The organism is Micromonospora sp. LOL_021 (assembly GCF_048060215.1).
Lineage (GTDB): Bacteria > Actinomycetota > Actinomycetes > Mycobacteriales > Micromonosporaceae > Micromonospora_E.
Genome location: NZ_JBHMIN010000008.1, coordinates 68,630 through 86,967, shown reverse-complemented (window position 1 = coordinate 86,967; position 18,338 = coordinate 68,630). Strand labels below are relative to the sequence as shown.

Below are 18,338 nucleotides of genomic sequence, written 5' to 3'. Positions count from 1 at the left end.
CCTTGACCCAGCTGACAGAAGAGGCGCACAGGTTCCCTGGCCTTAAGCATCCGGTCGTCAGCCGGACGGCGCCGGCAGCTTCCGGTCCGCCCCACTCCCGCGCGGGTGTTTAGTTCGAGCTATAGTTGCTGCGTGTCTCCCGAACCCGCCCGGCGCTGGACAATCCGGACAACGGCTGATGTCCGCGACTGGCTGCGCACGACTCGCCAAGCCGACCCGGAAACGTACCGATCGGTGAACGTCGCGATCGACATGCTGGCCGAGATTGGTCCAGGGCTGGGGCGCCCACTGGTTGACACACTGCAAGGTTCGAGTATCAGCAACCTCAAGGAGTTGCGACCCAGGTCCGGCCGCGACGTCGCGGTCCGGCTTCTCTTCGTCTTCGATCCCTGGTCGCAAGCGGTGTTATTGGTCGCCGGCAACAAGGCCGGCAACTGGTCAAAGTGGTACAAGATGGCGATTCCGGCAGCGGAGATCGCGTACGAGGGCTGGCTGGCCTTCGAAATGAAGCGACGGGAGGAGTCATGACCGAGTTCCACGACTGGGACGACGTCCGCAGCGAACTACACGATGGGGACGACGCCGCGCTGGCGACGGAACGCGCGCGTACCGAGGCATGGATCAGCGCTTTCCACCTCGCCGAGGAACGTCAGCGGCTCGGACTCACCCAGCGGCAGGTCGCCGAGTTGATGGGGGTTACGCCGGGCCGGATCAGCCAGATCGAAAACGGCGACCTCGACGTCAACGAGGTCGCCACCCTGAGCCGATACGCACGAGCATTGGGCGCGCGGATGCGGATTATTTTCGACTACGGCAACGACCTTCGCCAGATCGCCTGACGCCAGCAGAGACGACTCCATCGGACCGTGGCCCGCTATGACCCCGACGCCGTACTCGCCCGCCGACCCGACGCGGTGACGCTGCCCGGCTGACGCTGGCGAGGGAACCTGCATTGTCGTAAAACTGGCGGGTTAAGGGCCATACAGGTTCCCTCGTCACGAAACGCCGGTCGTCAGCCCGAGCGCCGTCGCCAGCCGGGCGACGCCGGCCATGTTCGGCCCGCACCGGGCAATCTCCGCCACGACCGTACGGGCGGAGGGCCGGCAGCGGATCTCAGCCGGTACGACGCGGTCCGCCTCGACCAACCACCGTCCCGCCGCCGCGAAGTCGCCGACGTCGACGTACGCCCGCGCGGCGTCCACCAGATACGCCGCCCGATGCTCGGCCGGCAGCCGTAGCCAGCCGTCGTGACGGACGATCGTGGCGTGTCGGTTGACAGCGTCGGTGGCGTCCCCGAGGTCGACGGCCGCTGTCACCCGGGCGCAGTCGACAGCGGCCGGTCCGAAGCTCGCCTGCCGGTAGTCCAGCCCGTCGCCGATCCGGCCAGCAACGTCAGCGGCCCGACCGAGCAGCTCGTCGACGCTGCGGGTTTCGCCGCAGCCGGCAGCGGCCAACCCGGCCTGCAGCAGCAACGTCCCGTACACCGGGCCACACTCGACCGATGCCGCAACGATCCGATCGGCGGCGGCGATCGTCGTCGTCATCGCCAACCGGTCCTGGCCCAACCCGCGCAGCGCCTGCCCGAGCGGCACCGCCGCCGACCCGGCCAGCACCGGATCACCGCCGGCCACGGCAAGCGCCCGATCGGCCGCCAACCAGGCCAGCTCGGGTTCGCCGACCTTGACCAGCACGAGCGCGATGATCCGGTACGCGCGCACCAACAGCTCCGCCCCAGGCGCAGGCCGGGTGGCGTGCAGCCGCCGAGCGGCGTCCAACAGCCGCGGTGTCATCCGCAGCAGCCGGGGATAGTCCCCGTGCTGGTACGTCGACCAGCCGTGCTCGACCCGCTGCGTGACCTCCTGTTCCGCCGCCGGGCCGCTGTCGGCGGCGGTGAACACCTCGTAGCTGGCCAGCGCCGCCCGGACCGCCGCCACCCCGTCGACCGCCCCACCGGTCTCCGATGGCCGGTCCGGGCCGGTCAACTCCGCCGGGTCGACCCGCAGCACCTCGGCGACCTGCCGGATCAGCGAGAACCGGTCCAACGTCCGGACACCACGCTCCACCTTCTCCACCCAGCTCTTCGACCGACCGATCCGGTCGGCGAGCACCTGCTGGGTCATCCGCCGCCGTACCCGCCACAGCGCGACCCGACGCCCGACGGCCACGCTCATCGCCTGCCACCCGCGTCGATCCAGGTCCACGACACGAAGCGTTCGTACAACTCGGCCGGGTCGGTGATCCCGGCCTCCTCGGCTGCGGTCGTCAGCAGGTCGCCGACGTCGATCGACAGCGCCAGCGGCTCACCGACGTACGCCTCCGCCAACTGCGTCCGGCCCGGCGGGCACGGCCACGGCGTCCCGTCCGGACAGACCGCGCAGCACCACGACGGACGCAGCGGCTCGTGCACCGGCCCACCGCCGGCCCGGTGCTTCTTCACCGCAGGTAGTGCCGGCCGGCGTTACCGCCCCGCCGCTCGGCGCGGTCGGTCCGGGTCGCCGGCCGCCGATCCGGCGGCGGCACCGTCCGATCGGCGAACCGCCGCCGCCCCGGCACCGGATACACAACATCCACCGGCACGTCCGCACGCTGAAACCACTTCCCGAACACGCTGCCCCCTCAACGAGAGTTGGAAGGGCGGCGACCCGAGGTGGCTCTCCACGTCAACCCCGAGCCGCCGCCCAGCAGGCGGGCCCGACGCGCGAAAAGGGCGATCACGGGATGCGACGCCGGGCCCACACAGCACGCTATGGGCAACCCGATCTTCCAAGAGGGACGATTCCTACCCCGGGTAGGGCGTGACGCTGAACAGCGCCTCCACAAATCTCTAGTTGGCGATGCTCCGCTACGCGACCAAGCCAACCTTCGATGCAAGGTCACGAGCCTCGTTCCTCATTGTCCGTGGCCCGTCGAGCAGGTCCAGGGTGATCTGGCGGGCGTAGCCGTTGAAGCGAATCGTCTCCGGTGCCGACTCGTACGCCTGCCGAAGTGCCGCCACAGCCGCCTCGTAGTTACTCCTGCTGTGAGCGCCACGAGCAACCTCGATCAGATGTCGAGCACGACGCGGCCTTGATGGGATTGCAGCCGGGTCGATCCGCCGTGACTGCCGCACCGCCTCGCCGGGCTTCTGCAACTCCACTGCCACCGTCACCGCATGTACGCCCATGATGATCTGGGAGAACGAGGTCTGCGGCTGGTAGAAGCCCTGCGGAAGTCGTTGAGCGACTTGATCGGCACGGTCCCAGTACCGCCACGCACGACCTTCCTCACCGGCGCGCGCGGCGGTGTAGGCAGCCTCGAAGTTCAGTGCTCCCCACAGAGCGAACAAGTTTGCGTTCGACTCGGCTACCTGCGGCTCCAACGTCGAAACGACATCGAGCGTCACCGCCATGGCGGTGTCCCAGTCTCCCGCATCCCGGTGCACCTGGCACAAGAACCAACCAGCGCACGCCAATGCTTCGGGATCCCCCGACTCCTGAGCCGCGACCATCGCGCGGTCCGCGACGCGCCACAAGAGTTCCGCCGCAGGCTGGTAGGCCAGGAACATCTGCGCCAGCCCCAGTACCTCTGCCAGCAGCGCCTGCGCCTGCCGACGCTCGTCGCCGTCGTACATCAACGCGGCACGCTGCGCGTCCCGCAACAGGTCCGGCAGGAGTGCACCAAGCACCGTGCGGTGATCAGACGCCTGATGGCGTGCCTGCCACGCCGCCGTGAGGCGCTCCCGAATCCGAGGCAACGGCTGTACCGCGACGTCGTTGGACAGCGTTGAGCGGTTCACGGCGTCGCGAACCGATGCCAATGCTGGATGCTCCGGTCCGTTCACCACGGCCGAGTGGTCACCCAGTTCCCCGATGAGCGCGGATACATCAACTTTCAGGACACGGGCGATGCGGTCCAGCATGTGTATGCGCGGCGGCAGGATTCGATCGGTTTCCACTGCCTTGACCCACTCGGCACTGCGACCAACGAGGCCGCCGAGCACTGCTCGGGTCTTTCCGGACCGCTCGCGGTAGACCTTCAGACGCTGTCCGAAGGTCAGACCAGGCATGGAGTCCATTCCCGAACCTCCTCATCGCATGGAAACGCGATCGCTACCCCGGATCGCACCTCATGTCACGGTACCGGCTGTCGAGGGAACGCCCCGGGTAGGTTTTGTCGTCGAGCCGGCGGAATGCGTCCTCGATCGCTACGCGGTCCAGGAGCGGATCAGCGGCGCTCACGCGACGTTCAATTCTTGCGGCGATACGTAGACTCCGCGACGGCGGAACGCCGCCGGGGCGTGCACCACCGCGTCGACCCGCGCGGCCCGGGTGTTGAACGGGAACCAGAACCGGCGCCGTGATCGTGCCTCGGCCCATGCCGGTGCCCCGCGACCATCCTTGGTCGCCAGGTGTTCCGTCAACGCGGCCAGGAACACGTCCCAGTGCTCATCACCGGTGACAGCCGGCTCCTGCTCCAGCAGAGCGGCCCGCTCCTGCGCCGGCTCCCAGCGGTACTCCTCAAGGAACTCCGCCACCAACCGCCATCGTCGCTGCTCGTCGGCGCCGACGAGCAGCACGCCCAGCCGCGCCACCGTCAGCGGCTCGAAACTCTCACCATTCCGCCGCACGTCCTCGACGCGGCCGAGGGCGTCACGCATCCGCTTCCATCCTTCGGTGTCGCGGAATCTCTCGTGGTCCTGACGAGTTGGCGGCGGCCAGGATCACCGGCCGGACCCCACAAGCCAGTCCCGCAACTGATCATCGTCGCTAAGGCTGATCATCTGTACCAGCGCCCAGTTGTTCCGGTGATTCGGAGCGTCGAGCAGGCGCTCCTGCCAATCCTCGGCGTACTCGCGCAGCGCCACGATCATCTCGGTGATCGCCTCGTCGAACGTCGCGCCGTCCGCCGCGATGGGCAGGCCAGGGATGAAAACCGACCATCCGCCCGCTTCAGCGACGACCTGCGCGCGGGGTGCACTGAGCGATGCGAGGGAGGAACGGAGGCGTTCAACATCCACCACGGCCGTCCGCGCTGCATCCCGCCTGACCGTAGCCACGCGCCCCCGCTCAGCCGCGTCCAGCAGATCCTTCAAGTGCGCGCGAGCCTCGGTGTAGCTGTCATAGTGCGTGACCGACATCGGGCACCTCCTCGTCCTCTTGGAGACAAGCAAGCCGCAGGCGGGGACGTACGTCAAGTACGTCACGTACTCGACGCCAGCGCGGCGCGGCTGTTGACCCAGACGACCAGCAGCGCGCAGCCGGGCAGCGTCGACAGCGCCAGCAGCGGTGCCTGGTTGACCGACAGCAGTGCGGCCAGCAGCACGACCAGGCTGAGCAGGCTCAGCGGTGTCCGGCGTACCGCCGACCAGGCCGCGGCCCGGACCGCCGCGCGCACGCCCAGGCCCGGGGCCAGCTCGACCAGGGCCAGCAGCAGCACCGTCGCGGCGAGTACCAGCACGGTCAGCACCACCAACAGCGGTACGAGCACCGCCGCAGCGCCGACGTCGTGCAGCCAGACGATGTCGGTCACCAGGACCGCGATCAGCGCTGTGGCCGCCGCCCAGCGCCGCGTCGCTGCGGCGAAGTTCCGCCGGTACGCGCGGAAGTACTCGCGTACCGGTGCCCGGTCGTCGTCCTCGGCCTGCCGCAGGTAGCCGAACGCGGCGGCAACCGCCGGCCCGACGCTGAGCGACAGCAGCCCGAAGAAGACCGGGTAGCGCCACGGCTGGGCGACGACGGCGAGCGCGACCAGCAGCGGCAGGTTGGTGATGGCCAGCCCGAGGTTGACCACCAGCACCCGGTGCACCAGTGACCAGATCGTCGACCACGTGTCCGCGCCGACGTTGACCCGTGCGGTCAGCGACGGCCGCAGCGGCTGCCGGGCCGGTTGGCGCATGCCGGCCGCCGTCATTTCAACCCACTCGTGGCGATGCCCTGCACGAAGTAGCGCTGGCCGAACAGGAAGACGACCAGGATCGGCAGGATCGACAGCACCGAACCGGTCATGATCATGGCGTACTCGGCTTCGTAGAGCCCGATGAAGGTTCGCAGCCCGATCTGTACGGTCCAGAGGTCGTTGCTGGTCAGATAGATGAACGGTCCCATGTAGTCGTTCCAGGTGTTGACGAAGGTGAGCAACGCCAGGCTGGCCAGCGCCGGCTTGGACAGCGGCAGCACGATCCGCGCCCAGATGCCGTACTCGTTGAGGCCGTCGATGCGGGCAGCCTCGGTCAGCTCGTCGGGGATGGTCAGGTAGTACTGGCGCATCAGGAACACCCCGAACGCCCCGAACGCCTGCAGCAGGATCAGCGACAGGTGGGTGTTCACCAGGCCGAGCCGCTCCATGATGATGTACTGCGGCACCATGTACGCCTGCCACGGCACGGCGATCGTGGCGATGTAGGCGAGGAACAGCAGGTCCCGGCCCGGGAAGCTGATCTTCGCGAAGCCGTACGCGGCGAAGCTGCCGGTGAGTACCTGCAGGAACGTGATGGTGACGCTGAGGAACATCGAGTTGTACAGGTAGGTGCCGAGCGGGATCCGGTCCCAGATGCGGACGTAGTTGTCGAAGTGGAACTCCTGCGGGATCCACTGGATCGGCACGGTGAGCACCTGCGAGTCCAGCTTGACCGAGGAGACCAGCATCCAGGCGAACGGCACCAGCACGGCCAGGCCGAGGACGGTGAGCAGCAGCTGCAGGACGGCCCGGCGCAGCACGGCGAGGCTCATCGTTCACCCCTCCGTTGCAGCTGGAACTGGACCACCGTGATCACCAGCACGACCACGAACAGCACCATGGCGATCGCCGACGAGTAGCCGAACCGGCCCTGGGTGATCCCCTCCCGGAAGATCAGCTGCGACAGCACCAGCGTGGCGCGGCCCGGACCGCCCTCGGTCATCACCTGGATCAGGTCGAACACCTTGAAGCTGGAGATGGTCAGCATGATCAGCACGAAGAAGGTGGTGGGCCGCAGCGACGGCACGGTGATGTGCCGGAACCGCTGCCAGGCCGACGCCCCGTCGGTGCGGGCCGCCTCGTACAGCTCGGCCGGGATGGTCTGCAGCCCGGCCAGGTAGAGCACCATGTAGTAGCCCATGTCCCGCCACACGCTGGTGATGATCACCGCCGGCATCGCCCAGGTCGTCGACGTGGTCCAGCCCGGCGGGTCGTCGACGCCGATCGCCCGCAGCAGCTGGTTGACCGGCCCGGCGTCCGGGTTGAACAGCATGTTCCACACCACGGCCACCGCGACCAGGGCGGTGATGTAGGGGAAGAACAACGCGGTACGGAAGAACCGTACGCCGCGCAGCGCCCGGTTGAGCAGTACGGCGAAGCCGAGCGCGGCGACCAGGGTCAACGGGATGTGCCCCAGCGCGTAGTAGGTGGTGTTGTACAGCGCGGTCCAGAACGTCTCGCTGCCCACCATCCGGCGGAAGTTGTCCAGCCCGACCCATTCCGGGGTGCTGTAGGAGTTCCACTCCATGAACGCCAGCGCCAGCGCGGCGACGACGGGCACCAGGGTGAGCGCGGCGAAGCCGACGAAGTTCGGCAGGATGAAGCTCCAGCCGGCCAGGGTGTTGCGTCGGCGCAGCCGACGTGCCGCACCGGCACCCGGCGGCGGACCGCCGGGTGCCGGTGTGCGTACGGTGTCGATCGGGGTGTGGATCGCCATGGTGCCGGGTCAGTCGACCTCGGAGGTGACCCGCTCGCCCATCTCGGCGAGCCCGTCGTCGACGGACCGCTCGCCGATCATGATCAGCTCGTGCTCCTCGGTGAGGATGACATCCACGTCGGAGGCCTTCTCGCTGACCGGCATCTCCAGCACCACCTCGTCGGGCTGGAACGCCGCCTGCGCGACCTCGTCGTTGGTCATCCCGTCGACGCCGAAGTAGGTCTCGGTGATCGTCTCGTCGGAGTAGGCCGGGAGGACGCCGATGCTGGCGATCGCCGCCGCGCCTTCGGGTCCGGCGGCCCAGGCCACGAAGGTCCGGGCGGCTTCGGAGTTGCGGGCCTTGTTGTTGACCGCGAACGCGGTCGGCGAGCCGAAGGTGGTGACGGGTCCGCCCTCGGTGACCTGCGGCAGCGGCGCGATGCCCCAGTCGACGTCGATGCTGCCGGCCTTCTTCTCCTCGATCAGCCGGGCCGCGTACCAGGTGCCCATCGGCAGCATCGCGGCCTGCCCGGTGGCGAACATCGTGTGGTACTGGACCTTCTGCGTCGACGCGGTCGCCCACGGCAGGGTGGCGCCGGCTTCCTGCAGGTCGAGGACCATCTGGTAGCGGTCCTTGAGGAAGCCGTACTCGCCGCCGATCAGGTCTCCGCCGCTCTGTGCCGCCGCCGTCGAGTGGATGATGGAGCGCCAGGTGTGGTGGTACGTGCCGTAGACGGTGTCCTGGCCGCTGCCGCTGGTCAGCTGCTTGGCCAGGTCGGCGTACTCGGCCCAGGTGAGGCTGGTCAGGTCGGCGCCGGTGTCGGCGAGCACGGCCTTGTTGTAGTACAGCACCCAGAAGTCCTGCCGGTACGGCAACGCGAAGTAGTCCCCGTCGAGGTCGAACGGCTCCAGGCCGAGATACTTGCTCTGGTCGAGATCGGCCGCCTCGTCGGCCACCGACGCCAGCTGGCCACGCAGCGCGTAGCGGGAGTAGTCGGTGACGTTCTTCATGGTGAGCACGTCGGTCTGGTCGCCGCCGGCCAGCATGGTGGTGACCTTCTCGGAGTAGTCGTCGGCGAGGATGTCGACCGGCTGCACGTCGATGTCCGGGTGGGCGGCCTCGAACCCGTCGATCAGGGCCGCGAACTCGGGGGTGCTGTCGTAGTTCCACAGGGCGATGGTGAGGATCTCGCGGCCGTCGTCGCCGACGGCCGGCTCGTCGCCACCACCGCAGCCGGCGGTGACGAGAACCAGCGCGGTCGCGGCGGCCACCGCTGCACCGAGGTGTCGGTTCATCCTGCCGGTGTGTCGGTTCATCAGGTGACTCCTTTTGCGGAGGGTGCGGGATTTTCGTGGGTGCGGAGCCCGGCCGGTCAGGCGTGCAGCGTGAACGCGTCCGGGGTGACTTCGGCGTGCAGCGGTTCCCCGACGGTCCAGCGGGCCAGTTCGTCGAGGGTGTGGTCGGTCAGCCGGTGGATCTCGGTGCCGAGGGAACCGGCCAGGTGCGGGCTGACCATGACGTTCGGGCTGCCACGCAGGGCGGCGTCGACGGGTAGCGGTTCGGGGTCGGTGACGTCGAGGATCGCGTACAGCCGGCCGGAGCGGCACTCGGCGGCGAGCGCCGCCGGGTCGACCAGGCTGCCCCGGGCCGTGTTGATCACGGTCGCGTGGTCGGGCAGCAGGGCGAGTTCGGCCGCGCCGATCATGCGGTGTGTGCTGGGCAGCTCCGGCGCGTGCAGGGTGAGGATGTCGCTGTGCGGCAGCAGCTCGGCCAGCTCGACCAGGGTCGCGCCGGCTGCGGCGACCTCGGCCGGGTCGGCGTACGGGTCGGCGACCAGGCAGCGGGCCGAGTCGAGGCAGCCGATCAGGTCGACGACCCGGCGGCCGATCCGGGAGAAGCCGACGACGCCGATGGTGCGGCGGTAGTTGGACAGGTCGCCGTGCCCGTGGTGGTGGCTCCATCCCCGGTACGCCCGGTCGGGGTCGGCGGCGATGAACGGCACCTTCTTGCCGGCGAAGATGATCGCGGCGAGGGTGTACTCGGCGACCGGCACGGCGTTGGCGTCGGCGGCGGTGCTGACCTGGATGCCGCGCCGCCACACCTCGTCGGTCACCAGTGACCGGACGCTGCCGGCGGCGTGGAAGACGGCGCGCAGGGCGGGCGCGGTGTCCAGCCGCTGCCGGGTCAGCGGGGGTGCCCCCCAGGACGTCACCAGCGTCTCGACCGTGGCCAGTCGGGCGCGCACGGCAGGCGAGTCGAGTTCGTCGGCCCAGACCGGATCGGCCAGGACGACGACGCGGCCGAGGCGCTCCAGCCGAGCCTCGTCGAAGTGGGCCCGGTAGGAGTCCCGGTCCATCACGACGAGCGCCTGCGGCGGGGTGTGCACCGTCAACGTGTCTCCTCGGGTGGCGAATCTCCGGCCGACGTCCGACGTCGTGGGGACCTGCTGGATTCGCCGATGTGACATGGTTAACCTTCGGTGAACATGCTCGCTACCAGCCGATCTCATTCGGTCGGAAACGTTCGCGAACGAACATGGACGGGAGTGCCCATGCCGGCGGACCGGATGTTCAACCTGCAGCGCCGGGAGCGGCTGCTGGAGGAGTTGCGCCGACACGGCTCGGTACGAGTGGCCGACCTGGCCCCGCTGCTCGGGGTGAGCGAGCTGACCGTCCGGCGCGACATCGCCGCCCTGGCCGAGAGCAACCTGCTGACCAGGGTGCACGGTGGCGCCACCCTGCCCACCCAGCTCGGGCCGGCACCGCGGCGGCCCCGGGTGGCACCGACCCGGTTCACCATCGGCATGGTGGTGCCGTCACTGGACTACTACTGGCCGCAGATCGTCACCGGCGCCCGCAGCGCCGCCGCCTCGCTCGGCGTGCACATCCAGCTGCGCGGGTCCAGCTACGACCCGACCGAGGACCGCCGGCAGATCACCCGGCTGATCGACGCGCAGCAGGTGCAGGGTCTGCTGCTGGCACCCAGCCTGGACACCGACGGCGCCGCCGACATGATCTCCTGGATCGGCAACCTGCCGGTGCCGACGATCCTGGTGGAACGGCAGGCGCCCCGGTGGACCCCTACCCTGCGCCAGCTCGAATGGGTCCGCAGCGACCACGCCCTCGGCCTGGAAATGGCCGTGCGGCACCTGCACGAACACGGTCACCGTCGGATCGGGCTGGTGCTGTCCAAGGGCAGCCCCACCTCCGCCCACCTCGCCCAGGGCTGGGCGCTGGCCTGCGCCGACCTCGGCCTGCCCGCCGACCTGGTCATCCGGGAGGCGGTCGCGTTGGACTCCCCGGGGCACCGGGAGATCATCGGCGACGTACTGCGGCGGTGCCGACGCGAAGGCGTCACCGCGCTGATCGTGCACGGCGACCCGGACGCCATGTCGGTCGCGCAGTACTGCGCCGAGCAGGGCGTGCCGATCCCCGACCAGCTCGCCCTGGTGTCCTACGACGACGAGGTGGCGCACCTGGCCGAGCCGGCGCTCAGCTCCGTCCGCCCGCCGAAGAACCAGGTGGGCCGGGTGGCGGTCGAGCTGATGGTGGCCCGGCTGGTCGAGGGCCGACGCCGCCCCGTGCAACGGGTGCTGATCACCCCTGAACTGGTGATCCGCGACTCGTCCACGCCCCGGCCGCCGCGCTGATCTCACCCCGGTGCGGCCGGCAGCAGCATCGTCGAGGTGTGACCGTCCGGCCAGCGGATGTCGACCGTGTCTCCCGCGCCGCCGGCCGTCACCGTCACCACCGGCGCGGCGTCCGCCGGGTCTCCCCCGGTGCCGGTCAGGGTCACCGCCGCCACGAACACCCGACCGGGTGCCGGCACGGACGCGGTCCGCAGCACCGGCACCGCCACCTGATCACCCAACGGCGAGCTGGCCCGCTCGCGGCGTACCAGTGCATGCTCGAAGCCGGCCAGGCCGACCAGCCGGGACGTGACCGCAGCACCGGCCACGACGGACACCGGCGGGTCACCGCCGGTACGCGCCGGCGGCGGTACGTCACCGGCGACCGGCCAGCCGCTGAACTCCAGCACGGTGCCGCCGTCGAGACCGTCGGCGGAGTCGACCCGGGCCAGCCGTACCTCGGTCGGGCCGCGCACCGCCGAGGCCACCGTCACCACCGGGCCCCGGCGCAGCCGGCCCCGCCGGCCGGACCCGTGGTCCGGGCCGGCGTCATCGTCGGTGTCGACCCAGTGGGTGTCGGCCCGCGACACCGCCCAACCGACCCCGTCGACCAGCCGGCAGTCGACCGTCACGAACCCGTTGCGGTGACTGCGCCGGCCCGTCGCGTCAACCACCGTGACCGAATTGTCCGACGGGTCGCCGACGGTGGCCCCGGTCAGCGGCGGCATCGTCGCCGTCGAGTAGCCGAGCCGGGCGTACAGCGGCGAGTCGGCGCGCTCGTCGCCGGGCACCGAGTGGTCGGTGCCGTGGTTGACCACCCGGACTACGCCGTCGCGGCGGGTGCCGGTGACCAGCCAGCCCGGCGTCGACAGCGCGGCCAGCAGATCCGCCCGCTCGACCGGCAACGGCTGTTCAGTCGCCGTCCACACCGGATGGTCGGCCGGCAGGGCCAGCCCCAGCATCCCCTTCGCCGCCCAGTACGGCGACCCGGGCCCCGAGTACGACTGGGCCATCGCCGGCCACTCGTGGTGCCAGCCGATGGGCAGCAGGCCACGCCGGTCCGGTGCCCCGTGGTCGTGGAAGTGGCGCAGCATCCCGCTCGCCGCCCGGCGCAGCACCCCCGGCGCCACGTCGGTCGCACCGGTCATCGCCCCGACCCACAGCGGTGCGGCCGCCGCGAACCGGTACGCCAGGCTGCGGCCCTGCATCAGCGGCGACCCGTCGGCCCCGATCAGCCGGACCGCGTCGTCGAGGAACGCCGTGAGCCGCTGACGCCACGCCTGACGCAGCCCGTCGGGGCACAGGTCACCGGCCTGATCGGCCCACAGCAGCGGGTAGACGTGCAGCGCCCAGCCGACGTAGTGGTCGTAGGCGCGTTCCGGGCCGTCGGAGTACCAGCCGTCGGCCCGGTACAGCGACTCGTGCACCCGCAGCCCGGATTCGATGTCCTCGGTTGACCACGGGCCGCCGACCGAGCGCAGGAAGGTCTCCACGACGATCTGGAACCACACCCAGTTGATCGGCGGATAAGGCTGCCCGACGACGGTGGCGAGCCAGTCGACGGTCCGCTGCCGGGTCGCCTCGTCGAGCCGGTCCCACAGCCAGGGTCGGGTCAGGTGCAAACCGAGCGCGATCGAGCAGGCTTCGACCTTGGCCTGGTCCAGTCGGTCCGGGCGGGGCCAGGCGGTCGGCGAGGTCGGGTCGGTGCCGGCTCGCAGCCCGGCCGCGTACCAGTCGGCCAGCCCGTGCGGGTCGGCGCCGGCCTCGCCGCGTAGCCGGACCGCCGCCAGCAGGAACGACCGGGCGAACGCCTCCAGCGAGTCGCTGTCCGGGCCGTAGGCGCTGGACCGGCCGGGCAGGTCGATCCGGGCGTGGTCGGGCGAGGCGTACGGGCGCAGCGCCAGCAGCATCCGGTCGGCGGCCGCCGCCCAGTGCGCGCGGGTGTAGCCGGTGTACGGGGACAGCCGCCGGTCGTCGGCGATCTGCTCCTCGGCAGCCTGGTCATCGGCGTTCATTCGGGACCTCCGGAGACGGTCACGGTGACGGAGCCGGTCCGCTGGGCCGGCAGGGTGAGCACCAGCCGGTGCACGGCGTCGCCCCAGACGTCGCGCAGCAGCGGGTCGTCGACCGGCTGCCGGTCCAGCCGGCCGGCACCGAGCTGCGGATCCCAGGTCAGCACGAGGCTTCCGCCGGCCAGGGTCCGGACGGCGAGCCGCCCGGCGGCGTGGGTCAGCGGCTCGCCGGCGAGGACGTGGTGCAGCCGCAGCTCGGTCGGGTCGTCGACGCGCCACCGCTCGGTGACGGTCACCGTCGACCGGCGGCGGTCCAGCCGCACCTGCCGCCGCCACGACCGGCAGCCGGCCTCCGGCGGGTACGCACCGGTCAGGTCGAGGCGCAGCGCGTCGGCGTCGGCACCGGTGTCGACGGCGACCGCCGACGCCCGGAAGTCGCGGCCCGCCGCCTGACCGTGGCCGCCGACGACCGGCAGGTTGTGCCACTGGCTGCGGGTGACCCACTGCTCGTACCGGCGGTCGGTGAACGAGATCGCGGTGTAGGTGGGCTGGCCGAGGTCGACCAGCACCGGGCACCCGTCCAGGGCGACGAGGTACGAGCCGACGTCGTTGTGGTTGTGGTTTTCGTCGTTGTGCCCACCCTTGACCGCCACGGTCAGCCCGGCGGTGCTGCCGGCCCGTTCCCGGCTGACCAGTAGTTGCAGGTCGGGCAGCCAGGTGGTGGCCGGCAACGGCGGAGCGGTCGGCGGTTGCGTGGTCCACTGCTGGTCGACCAGCCCGAGCACCGCCCGGCCCAGCCCGGCGGCGACCGTCACGGCCGGTTCGCCCGGGACACGATGACTGGCCGCGAAGTCGATCACCTGCCGGTCGCCGGTGGCCCGGCCCCAGCGGTGCAGCACCTGCCACGGCTGCGCGGCGCTCGGCCGGGCCGGGCCGTCGCCGACGTTGACGTACCAGCCGTCGCCGAGGGCCATCCGGTGCGGGTAGCGGGCCAGCTGCGGCAGCGGCGACCACCGCCACGGATCCAGCCGGCCGCCGAGGACCCGGTCGAGCAGGTCGAGCGCTTCGGCAAGCCGCGCCGGCCCGTTCCACCAGTACGCGTACCCCTCGTCGCAGCCGCCGTCGGCGGGCAGCGAGTTGAGGTAGCGGTCGAGCCCGTCGACGACGAGGTCGACGACCCGCGCCCGGGTGTCCGGCTCGTCGACCAGGAACAACGCGGCGGCCAGCAGATGGCCGTGGATCCACGGGTTCCAGTTGTGCAGGTGCCCGTCCAGGCCGAGCCAGTGCCAGTCGCGGCTGCCCAGGAACGGCTCGATTACCCGGGTGCGGGTCTCCCGGCGGATCCGCTGGCGCAGCCCCGGGGTGCGTTCGTCGAGCACCGTACCGAGGATCAGGTCGGCCCAGGCCAGCACGGCGACCGTCTCGGCGGCCCCGAGGTCCAGGTACGGCCGGTCGACGTCGGGCACCACCCGGCCGGCCTCGGCGGCGAACTGCTCGTGCGCCGCCCAGCACCAGGTGCTCTGCTCGCAGAGCTGCAGCAGCCCGTCGGCGGCCTCGTCGAGGTACGGCTGGCCGTGCAGTGCGGCGGCCAGCGCGGCTGTGGCGGTACGACGCCGCAGCTCACCGGCGGGCTCCTCGTACGCTGTCCGGACCCCGTCGCGCCAGTAGCAGGCATAGTCGGACAGCAGCAGTCGGGGCCATGGGCGGTCCCGGCCGGCGTCGGCCGCGTCAACGATGGCCCGCTCGGTGACCTCGTCGACGTGCGGCCAGGCCGCCCGGCCGGTGCCGGCGGCGAACCCGATCGCCTGCCGTGCCCGGCCGAGCGCCGCCGTCCGCAGCTGCGGGTCCAGCGCCGCCCACCGACGGGCGAGCGGTCCGGGCCCGGCCGTCGCCTGCGGCCCTAACTCAGCCGTCATGCTGGTCGGCAGTGATCAGCTGGGCCAGCGAAGCCGCTTCGGTGGCGACCCGGTCGGGATCGTCGTCGATCACGAACTCCAGCAGGGTGTCAAAGTCGCGCCCGGTGGCGCGCAACTCGGCGAAGACGTCGCGCCAGAGCCGGTCGCGGGCGGTCAACGGCAGCCGCTCGTAGCCGGGCCACCAAGAGAAGACATGCACCGCGTCGACCCAGGGCAACACCTGGCGCAGGTCGTCGATTGCGGCGGCGTCGGGCAGGTCGAGCGGCGGCTGCCAGTACGTGCGTACCGCCGGATGGTCGACGTCGGCGAGCACCCGCAGCGTCGACTCGGCCGTGTCGGTCAACGTGCCGGAGTGGTACTCGAAGGCGAGGGTGACGCCGGCGTCGGCGGCCAGATGCGCGGCTGCCCGGCTGGACCGGACCACTGCCCGACGCTGCTCGGCGCTGGCCTGCGCGGAGCCGAGCGTGCCGGCCCAGATCCGGATCCGGGGTGCGCCGAGCGCGACCGCGCTGGCGAGTACAGCGGTGAAGTCCTCGTCCGGGTCGGAGCCGGCCCGGTAGTAGGAGCCGTAGGAGGCGACCCCGACGCCCCGGTCCAGGCCGGCGTCGCGCACCGAGGTCGCGGTGTGGGTGTCACCCGGCGGCACGTGCACGTCGCCGCCCCATTCGACGCGACACAGGCCGGCCCGTACGGCGACGTCGAGTACGACGAGCGCCGACTCCTGTCGCAGGGTGACGGAACACATGCCGCTGTGGATCTTCGGACTGGCCGCCGGCACGCGCCCTCCTCGCTGGGTCGGCAAGCGCTTTCCGCGAGACCCTAGAGCAGCGATTTGGGCGAACGCAACAGCCTCACCGGGTCGCCCGAGTGTCACGGCCAACCCCGCCACTCCGCCCGACCGATCGTGCCACCACGTAGCACCTGGTGCCACATCATGTTAGGGTCCGGGTATGGCAGCGGAACTGACGCAGCGGGATCTTCGGGCAAGATCCGGACAAATCATGGACGCCGTCGCGCATGGCGAGTCGTTCGTCGTCACCCGCAACGGCACCCCGATTGGGGAGCTGATCCCACTGCGTCGGCATCGAGTGGTGACGCGGGAGCAGTTCGCGGGGGTGTCTGCGAACGCGCCGGTCATCGACGCGGCGCGGTTCCGAAGTGATCTGGACAGCGCAATGGACAACGAGCTTCAGGACCCTTATGAATTCTGAAGTCCACGGGCTGCTCGACACCAACATACTGATCTTGCGCCGACAAATCGACCATGCCCGACTTCCGGATACGATGTCGATCAGCGCAGTCACCCTCGCCGAGTTGTCCGCAGGCCCACATCACACCGACGAACCAGTAGAGCGTGCGCGCCGGTTGGACGTGCTCCAGCGGGCCGAGTCGGAGTTCGACCCGCTTCCGTTCGATGCTGAGGCGGCCCGGGCGTTCGGCAGAGTTGTCGCAGCCGTACTGGCCGCAGGGCGCAAGCCGAGAGCACGTACGGCAGATCTCATGATCGCGAGTATTGCCATTGGCAACCGCCTACCGATCTACACCACAAACCCCGACGACTTCGCCGGCTTGGAGGGTCTGGTGACCGTGGTAGCGGTGCCAGTGCCGAACTGAACGGCAGCCGCCGCTGGTCCGCTGCTCCTTGATCCGGGCTGGTCACCAGCAACTCAGTCTTACCGGGTCAGCCCGAGCGTCGCGGCCAGTCCGGCCACGCCGGCAGCCGGCGGCGCGCACCGGGCGACCTCGGCGACCACCGTACGGGCGGACGGCCGCAGCCGGACCTCGGCGGACGCGACTCGGTCGGCGTCGACCAGCGACCGGCCCGCCATGATCAGGTCCCCGGACTGCAGTGCCGCCCGCGCTACGTCGACCAGGTACGCCGCCCGGTACTCGGCCGGCAACCCGCGCCAGCCGGGACGCCGCACCAGCACATCGTGTCGGCGTACGGCTTCTTCCGCCTCGCCGAGGTCGGCGGCCGCCACCACCCGAGCCAGCTCGACCGCCGTCGACCCGAAACCGCTCCGCTGGTGGTCGTGGCCGTCGCCGACCCGGTCAGCGACGTCTCCGGCCTGGCCGGTCAGCTCCCGCACGGCGGCGGCGCCGCCGCATTCGGCGGCGGCCAACGCGGCCTGCAGCAGCAGCGTGCCGTACACCGACAGCAGCTGCGGTGGAACACCGTCAGCCGGACCGACAGGGTCGAGTCGGTGCACGGCGGCGGCCGTCGTCGACATCGCCAACCTGCCCTGGCCCACCGCCCGCAGCGTCTGCCCCAGCGGCACCGCCGCCGTCGCCGCCGCCAGCAGCGGATCACCGTCGGTCGACGCGACCGTCATCGCCCGGTCGGCCGCCAACCAGGCCAGATCGGTTCGTCGAGCTTGACCAGCACCGACGACGCGACCCGGTACACCTGCACCAGCGGCGGCGCGCCGCCGGCAGGGTCGGCCGCGTGCAGTCGCCGCGCGGCGGTGAGCAGGTTGGGCAGCATCCGCAGCAGCTGCGGGTAGGGGGCGTGCCGGTACGCCAGCCAGGCGTGCTCGGCCTGCCGGGTCACCGCCTCTCTGGCCGGCGGCACGATGCCCGCGTCGGCGCCCGCGTCGACGCCCACGTCGGTCTCGGCGCATCCGTCAAGGATGTCGAAGCAGGCGAGGGCAGCGCGTACCGCCGACACGCCGGGCACCGCCGGACCGGTCCCCACCGGAGTGGTCGACCCGGCCGCGCCGACCAGCTCGGCCGGGTCGACCCGCAGCACCTGAGTGATCTGGTGGATCACCGAGAACCTGTCCAGCCTGCGGACACCGCGTTCGACCTTGTCGACCCAGCTCTTCGACTTGCCGATCCGGTCGGCGAGCACCTGCTGGGTCATCCGCCGCCGGGCCCGCCACTGCGCCACCCGGCGACCGATCGGCAGGTCGGCGCGGAACCGAACGGCACCACCGTCGACCGTCATTGCCGCTTCACCTCGGGTGCCGGTGCGGCCGCGCCGACGAACGTCCACGAGACGAACCGTTCGTGCAGCTCCGCCGGGTCGACGATGCCGGTCTCGTCGGCAACGCGCGGGAGCATCGCCGCCAGGTCGGCCGCCAGACCGATCGGATCGACGGCGTACGCCTCGGTCAACTGCACCCGCGCCGGGGAACACGGCCACGGCGTG

22 protein-coding genes are annotated in these 18,338 nt (G+C 70.9%); 5 read left to right on the top strand and 17 right to left on the bottom strand.

Translation table 11 applies throughout. The features are described 5' to 3' along the window. Positions 1-132 precede the first annotated feature (132 nt). Both ACFHWT_RS08365 and ACFHWT_RS08360 read left to right on the top strand, forming a co-directional pair. The gene (locus tag ACFHWT_RS08365; protein WP_416594000.1) at positions 133-528 is read left to right on the top strand and encodes a type II toxin-antitoxin system RelE/ParE family toxin; all 396 of its coding nucleotides are present in this window, start codon (positions 133-135) and stop codon (positions 526-528) included. Continuing rightward, complete coding sequence (locus tag ACFHWT_RS08360) at positions 525-839, top strand: helix-turn-helix domain-containing protein (RefSeq protein ID WP_416593999.1); 315 nt, start codon at positions 525-527, stop codon at positions 837-839. Before ACFHWT_RS08365 ends, ACFHWT_RS08360 begins: the two co-directional genes overlap by 4 nt. A gap of 156 nt (positions 840-995) precedes the next feature. Here the strand turns inward: ACFHWT_RS08360 and ACFHWT_RS08355 are convergent, their stop codons facing one another. From ACFHWT_RS08355 to ACFHWT_RS08305, 11 genes are all read right to left on the bottom strand, one after another. Beyond that, positions 996-2,171 carry a helix-turn-helix domain-containing protein gene (locus ACFHWT_RS08355; protein ID WP_416593998.1) on the bottom strand — a complete coding sequence of 392 codons (1,176 nt, stop codon included), beginning with the start codon at positions 2,169-2,171 and terminating at the stop codon, positions 996-998. Next, the gene (locus ACFHWT_RS08350) at positions 2,168-2,437 is read right to left on the bottom strand and encodes a hypothetical protein (RefSeq protein ID WP_416593997.1); all 270 of its coding nucleotides are present in this window, start codon (positions 2,435-2,437) and stop codon (positions 2,168-2,170) included. Before ACFHWT_RS08350 ends, ACFHWT_RS08355 begins: the two co-directional genes overlap by 4 nt. Next, positions 2,434-2,577 carry a hypothetical protein gene (locus ACFHWT_RS08345; RefSeq protein ID WP_416593996.1) on the bottom strand — a complete coding sequence of 48 codons (144 nt, stop codon included), beginning with the start codon at positions 2,575-2,577 and terminating at the stop codon, positions 2,434-2,436. The genes ACFHWT_RS08350 and ACFHWT_RS08345 overlap by 4 nt, the downstream gene beginning before the upstream one ends. A gap of 265 nt (positions 2,578-2,842) precedes the next feature. After that, the gene (locus ACFHWT_RS08340; RefSeq protein WP_416593995.1) at positions 2,843-4,054 is read right to left on the bottom strand and encodes a helix-turn-helix domain-containing protein; all 1,212 of its coding nucleotides are present in this window, start codon (positions 4,052-4,054) and stop codon (positions 2,843-2,845) included. Between the two features lie 159 nt (positions 4,055-4,213). After that, positions 4,214-4,636, bottom strand: coding sequence for a hypothetical protein (locus ACFHWT_RS08335; protein ID WP_416593994.1), 423 nt, complete (start codon positions 4,634-4,636; stop codon positions 4,214-4,216). A gap of 63 nt (positions 4,637-4,699) precedes the next feature. Then, a complete protein-coding gene (locus ACFHWT_RS08330; RefSeq protein ID WP_416593993.1) occupies positions 4,700-5,116 on the bottom strand; it encodes a hypothetical protein in 417 nt (138 codons plus the stop codon). A 62-nt stretch (positions 5,117-5,178) separates the two neighbouring features. Beyond that, positions 5,179-5,889, bottom strand: a complete 711-nt coding sequence (locus tag ACFHWT_RS08325) for a DUF624 domain-containing protein (protein ID WP_416593992.1) — start codon at positions 5,887-5,889, stop codon at positions 5,179-5,181. Continuing rightward, positions 5,886-6,707, bottom strand: a complete 822-nt coding sequence (locus tag ACFHWT_RS08320; protein WP_416593991.1) for a carbohydrate ABC transporter permease — start codon at positions 6,705-6,707, stop codon at positions 5,886-5,888. Before ACFHWT_RS08320 ends, ACFHWT_RS08325 begins: the two co-directional genes overlap by 4 nt. Beyond that, entirely contained in the window at positions 6,704-7,651 is a 948-nt protein-coding gene (locus ACFHWT_RS08315) for a carbohydrate ABC transporter permease (protein ID WP_416593990.1), read from the bottom strand. The genes ACFHWT_RS08320 and ACFHWT_RS08315 overlap by 4 nt, the downstream gene beginning before the upstream one ends. Positions 7,652-7,660: 9 nt before the next feature. After that, a complete protein-coding gene (locus ACFHWT_RS08310) occupies positions 7,661-8,947 on the bottom strand; it encodes an ABC transporter substrate-binding protein (protein ID WP_416593989.1) in 1,287 nt (428 codons plus the stop codon). 56 nt (positions 8,948-9,003) lie between these two features. Continuing rightward, a complete protein-coding gene (locus tag ACFHWT_RS08305) occupies positions 9,004-10,017 on the bottom strand; it encodes a hydroxyacid dehydrogenase (protein WP_416594050.1) in 1,014 nt (337 codons plus the stop codon). A 165-nt stretch (positions 10,018-10,182) separates the two neighbouring features. Between ACFHWT_RS08305 and ACFHWT_RS08300 the strand changes: the two genes are divergently transcribed. Next, on the top strand, positions 10,183-11,280 hold the full coding sequence (locus ACFHWT_RS08300; protein ID WP_416593988.1) for a substrate-binding domain-containing protein: 1,098 nt from the start codon (positions 10,183-10,185) through the stop codon (positions 11,278-11,280). Positions 11,281-11,282: 2 nt separating this feature from the next. On the opposite strand, the gene ACFHWT_RS08295 is transcribed toward ACFHWT_RS08300, so the two are convergent. The 3 genes from ACFHWT_RS08295 to ACFHWT_RS08285 are packed head-to-tail and all read right to left on the bottom strand — an operon-like array spanning position 11,283 to position 15,965. Next, positions 11,283-13,274, bottom strand: a complete 1,992-nt coding sequence (locus ACFHWT_RS08295; RefSeq protein ID WP_416593987.1) for a DUF2264 domain-containing protein — start codon at positions 13,272-13,274, stop codon at positions 11,283-11,285. After that, complete coding sequence (locus ACFHWT_RS08290) at positions 13,271-15,187, bottom strand: heparinase II/III domain-containing protein (RefSeq protein ID WP_416593986.1); 1,917 nt, start codon at positions 15,185-15,187, stop codon at positions 13,271-13,273. The genes ACFHWT_RS08295 and ACFHWT_RS08290 overlap by 4 nt, the downstream gene beginning before the upstream one ends. Beyond that, positions 15,177-15,965, bottom strand: coding sequence for a sugar phosphate isomerase/epimerase family protein (locus ACFHWT_RS08285; protein WP_416593985.1), 789 nt, complete (start codon positions 15,963-15,965; stop codon positions 15,177-15,179). The genes ACFHWT_RS08290 and ACFHWT_RS08285 overlap by 11 nt, the downstream gene beginning before the upstream one ends. 172 nt (positions 15,966-16,137) lie before the next feature. Between ACFHWT_RS08285 and ACFHWT_RS08280 the strand changes: the two genes are divergently transcribed. Together ACFHWT_RS08280 and ACFHWT_RS08275 are read left to right on the top strand one after the other, a co-directional pair. After that, entirely contained in the window at positions 16,138-16,398 is a 261-nt protein-coding gene (locus ACFHWT_RS08280) for a type II toxin-antitoxin system Phd/YefM family antitoxin (protein WP_416593984.1), read from the top strand. Next, positions 16,388-16,801, top strand: coding sequence for a type II toxin-antitoxin system VapC family toxin (locus tag ACFHWT_RS08275; RefSeq protein ID WP_416593983.1), 414 nt, complete (start codon positions 16,388-16,390; stop codon positions 16,799-16,801). Before ACFHWT_RS08280 ends, ACFHWT_RS08275 begins: the two co-directional genes overlap by 11 nt. Positions 16,802-16,860: 59 nt before the next feature. Here the strand turns inward: ACFHWT_RS08275 and ACFHWT_RS08270 are convergent, their stop codons facing one another. Genes ACFHWT_RS08270 through ACFHWT_RS08260 form a run of 3 tightly spaced genes read right to left on the bottom strand, consistent with a single transcriptional unit; the run spans position 16,861 to position 18,310 of the window. Beyond that, positions 16,861-17,520 (bottom strand): hypothetical protein, encoded by a 660-nt coding sequence (locus ACFHWT_RS08270; RefSeq protein WP_416593982.1) that lies wholly within the window; start codon positions 17,518-17,520, stop codon positions 16,861-16,863. After that, a complete protein-coding gene (locus tag ACFHWT_RS08265) occupies positions 17,517-18,134 on the bottom strand; it encodes a helix-turn-helix domain-containing protein (protein WP_416593981.1) in 618 nt (205 codons plus the stop codon). Before ACFHWT_RS08265 ends, ACFHWT_RS08270 begins: the two co-directional genes overlap by 4 nt. Next, positions 18,131-18,310: a hypothetical protein gene (locus ACFHWT_RS08260; protein WP_282230161.1), complete on the bottom strand. Its 180-nt coding sequence runs from the start codon at positions 18,308-18,310 to the stop codon at positions 18,131-18,133. The genes ACFHWT_RS08265 and ACFHWT_RS08260 overlap by 4 nt, the downstream gene beginning before the upstream one ends. Between the last annotated feature and the right edge of the window lie 28 nt (positions 18,311-18,338).

Coding starts and splice junctions, on each gene's coding strand:
- ACFHWT_RS08360 (WP_416593999.1), top strand. CDS start 525: ATGACCGAGTTCCACGACTGGGACGACGTCCGCAGCGAACTACACGAT.
- ACFHWT_RS08355 (WP_416593998.1), bottom strand. CDS start 2,171: ATGAGCGTGGCCGTCGGGCGTCGGGTCGCGCTGTGGCGGGTACGGCGG.
- ACFHWT_RS08340 (WP_416593995.1), bottom strand. CDS start 4,054: ATGGACTCCATGCCTGGTCTGACCTTCGGACAGCGTCTGAAGGTCTAC.
- ACFHWT_RS08335 (WP_416593994.1), bottom strand. CDS start 4,636: ATGCGTGACGCCCTCGGCCGCGTCGAGGACGTGCGGCGGAATGGTGAG.
- ACFHWT_RS08330 (WP_416593993.1), bottom strand. CDS start 5,116: ATGTCGGTCACGCACTATGACAGCTACACCGAGGCTCGCGCGCACTTG.
- ACFHWT_RS08325 (WP_416593992.1), bottom strand. CDS start 5,889: ATGACGGCGGCCGGCATGCGCCAACCGGCCCGGCAGCCGCTGCGGCCG.
- ACFHWT_RS08320 (WP_416593991.1), bottom strand. CDS start 6,707: ATGAGCCTCGCCGTGCTGCGCCGGGCCGTCCTGCAGCTGCTGCTCACC.
- ACFHWT_RS08315 (WP_416593990.1), bottom strand. CDS start 7,651: ATGGCGATCCACACCCCGATCGACACCGTACGCACACCGGCACCCGGC.
- ACFHWT_RS08310 (WP_416593989.1), bottom strand. CDS start 8,947: ATGAACCGACACACCGGCAGGATGAACCGACACCTCGGTGCAGCGGTG.
- ACFHWT_RS08300 (WP_416593988.1), top strand. CDS start 10,183: ATGCCGGCGGACCGGATGTTCAACCTGCAGCGCCGGGAGCGGCTGCTG.
- ACFHWT_RS08295 (WP_416593987.1), bottom strand. CDS start 13,274: ATGAACGCCGATGACCAGGCTGCCGAGGAGCAGATCGCCGACGACCGG.
- ACFHWT_RS08290 (WP_416593986.1), bottom strand. CDS start 15,187: ATGACGGCTGAGTTAGGGCCGCAGGCGACGGCCGGGCCCGGACCGCTC.
- ACFHWT_RS08280 (WP_416593984.1), top strand. CDS start 16,138: ATGGCAGCGGAACTGACGCAGCGGGATCTTCGGGCAAGATCCGGACAA.
- ACFHWT_RS08275 (WP_416593983.1), top strand. CDS start 16,388: ATGAATTCTGAAGTCCACGGGCTGCTCGACACCAACATACTGATCTTG.
- ACFHWT_RS08270 (WP_416593982.1), bottom strand. CDS start 17,520: ATGACGGTCGCGTCGACCGACGGTGATCCGCTGCTGGCGGCGGCGACG.
- ACFHWT_RS08265 (WP_416593981.1), bottom strand. CDS start 18,134: ATGACGGTCGACGGTGGTGCCGTTCGGTTCCGCGCCGACCTGCCGATC.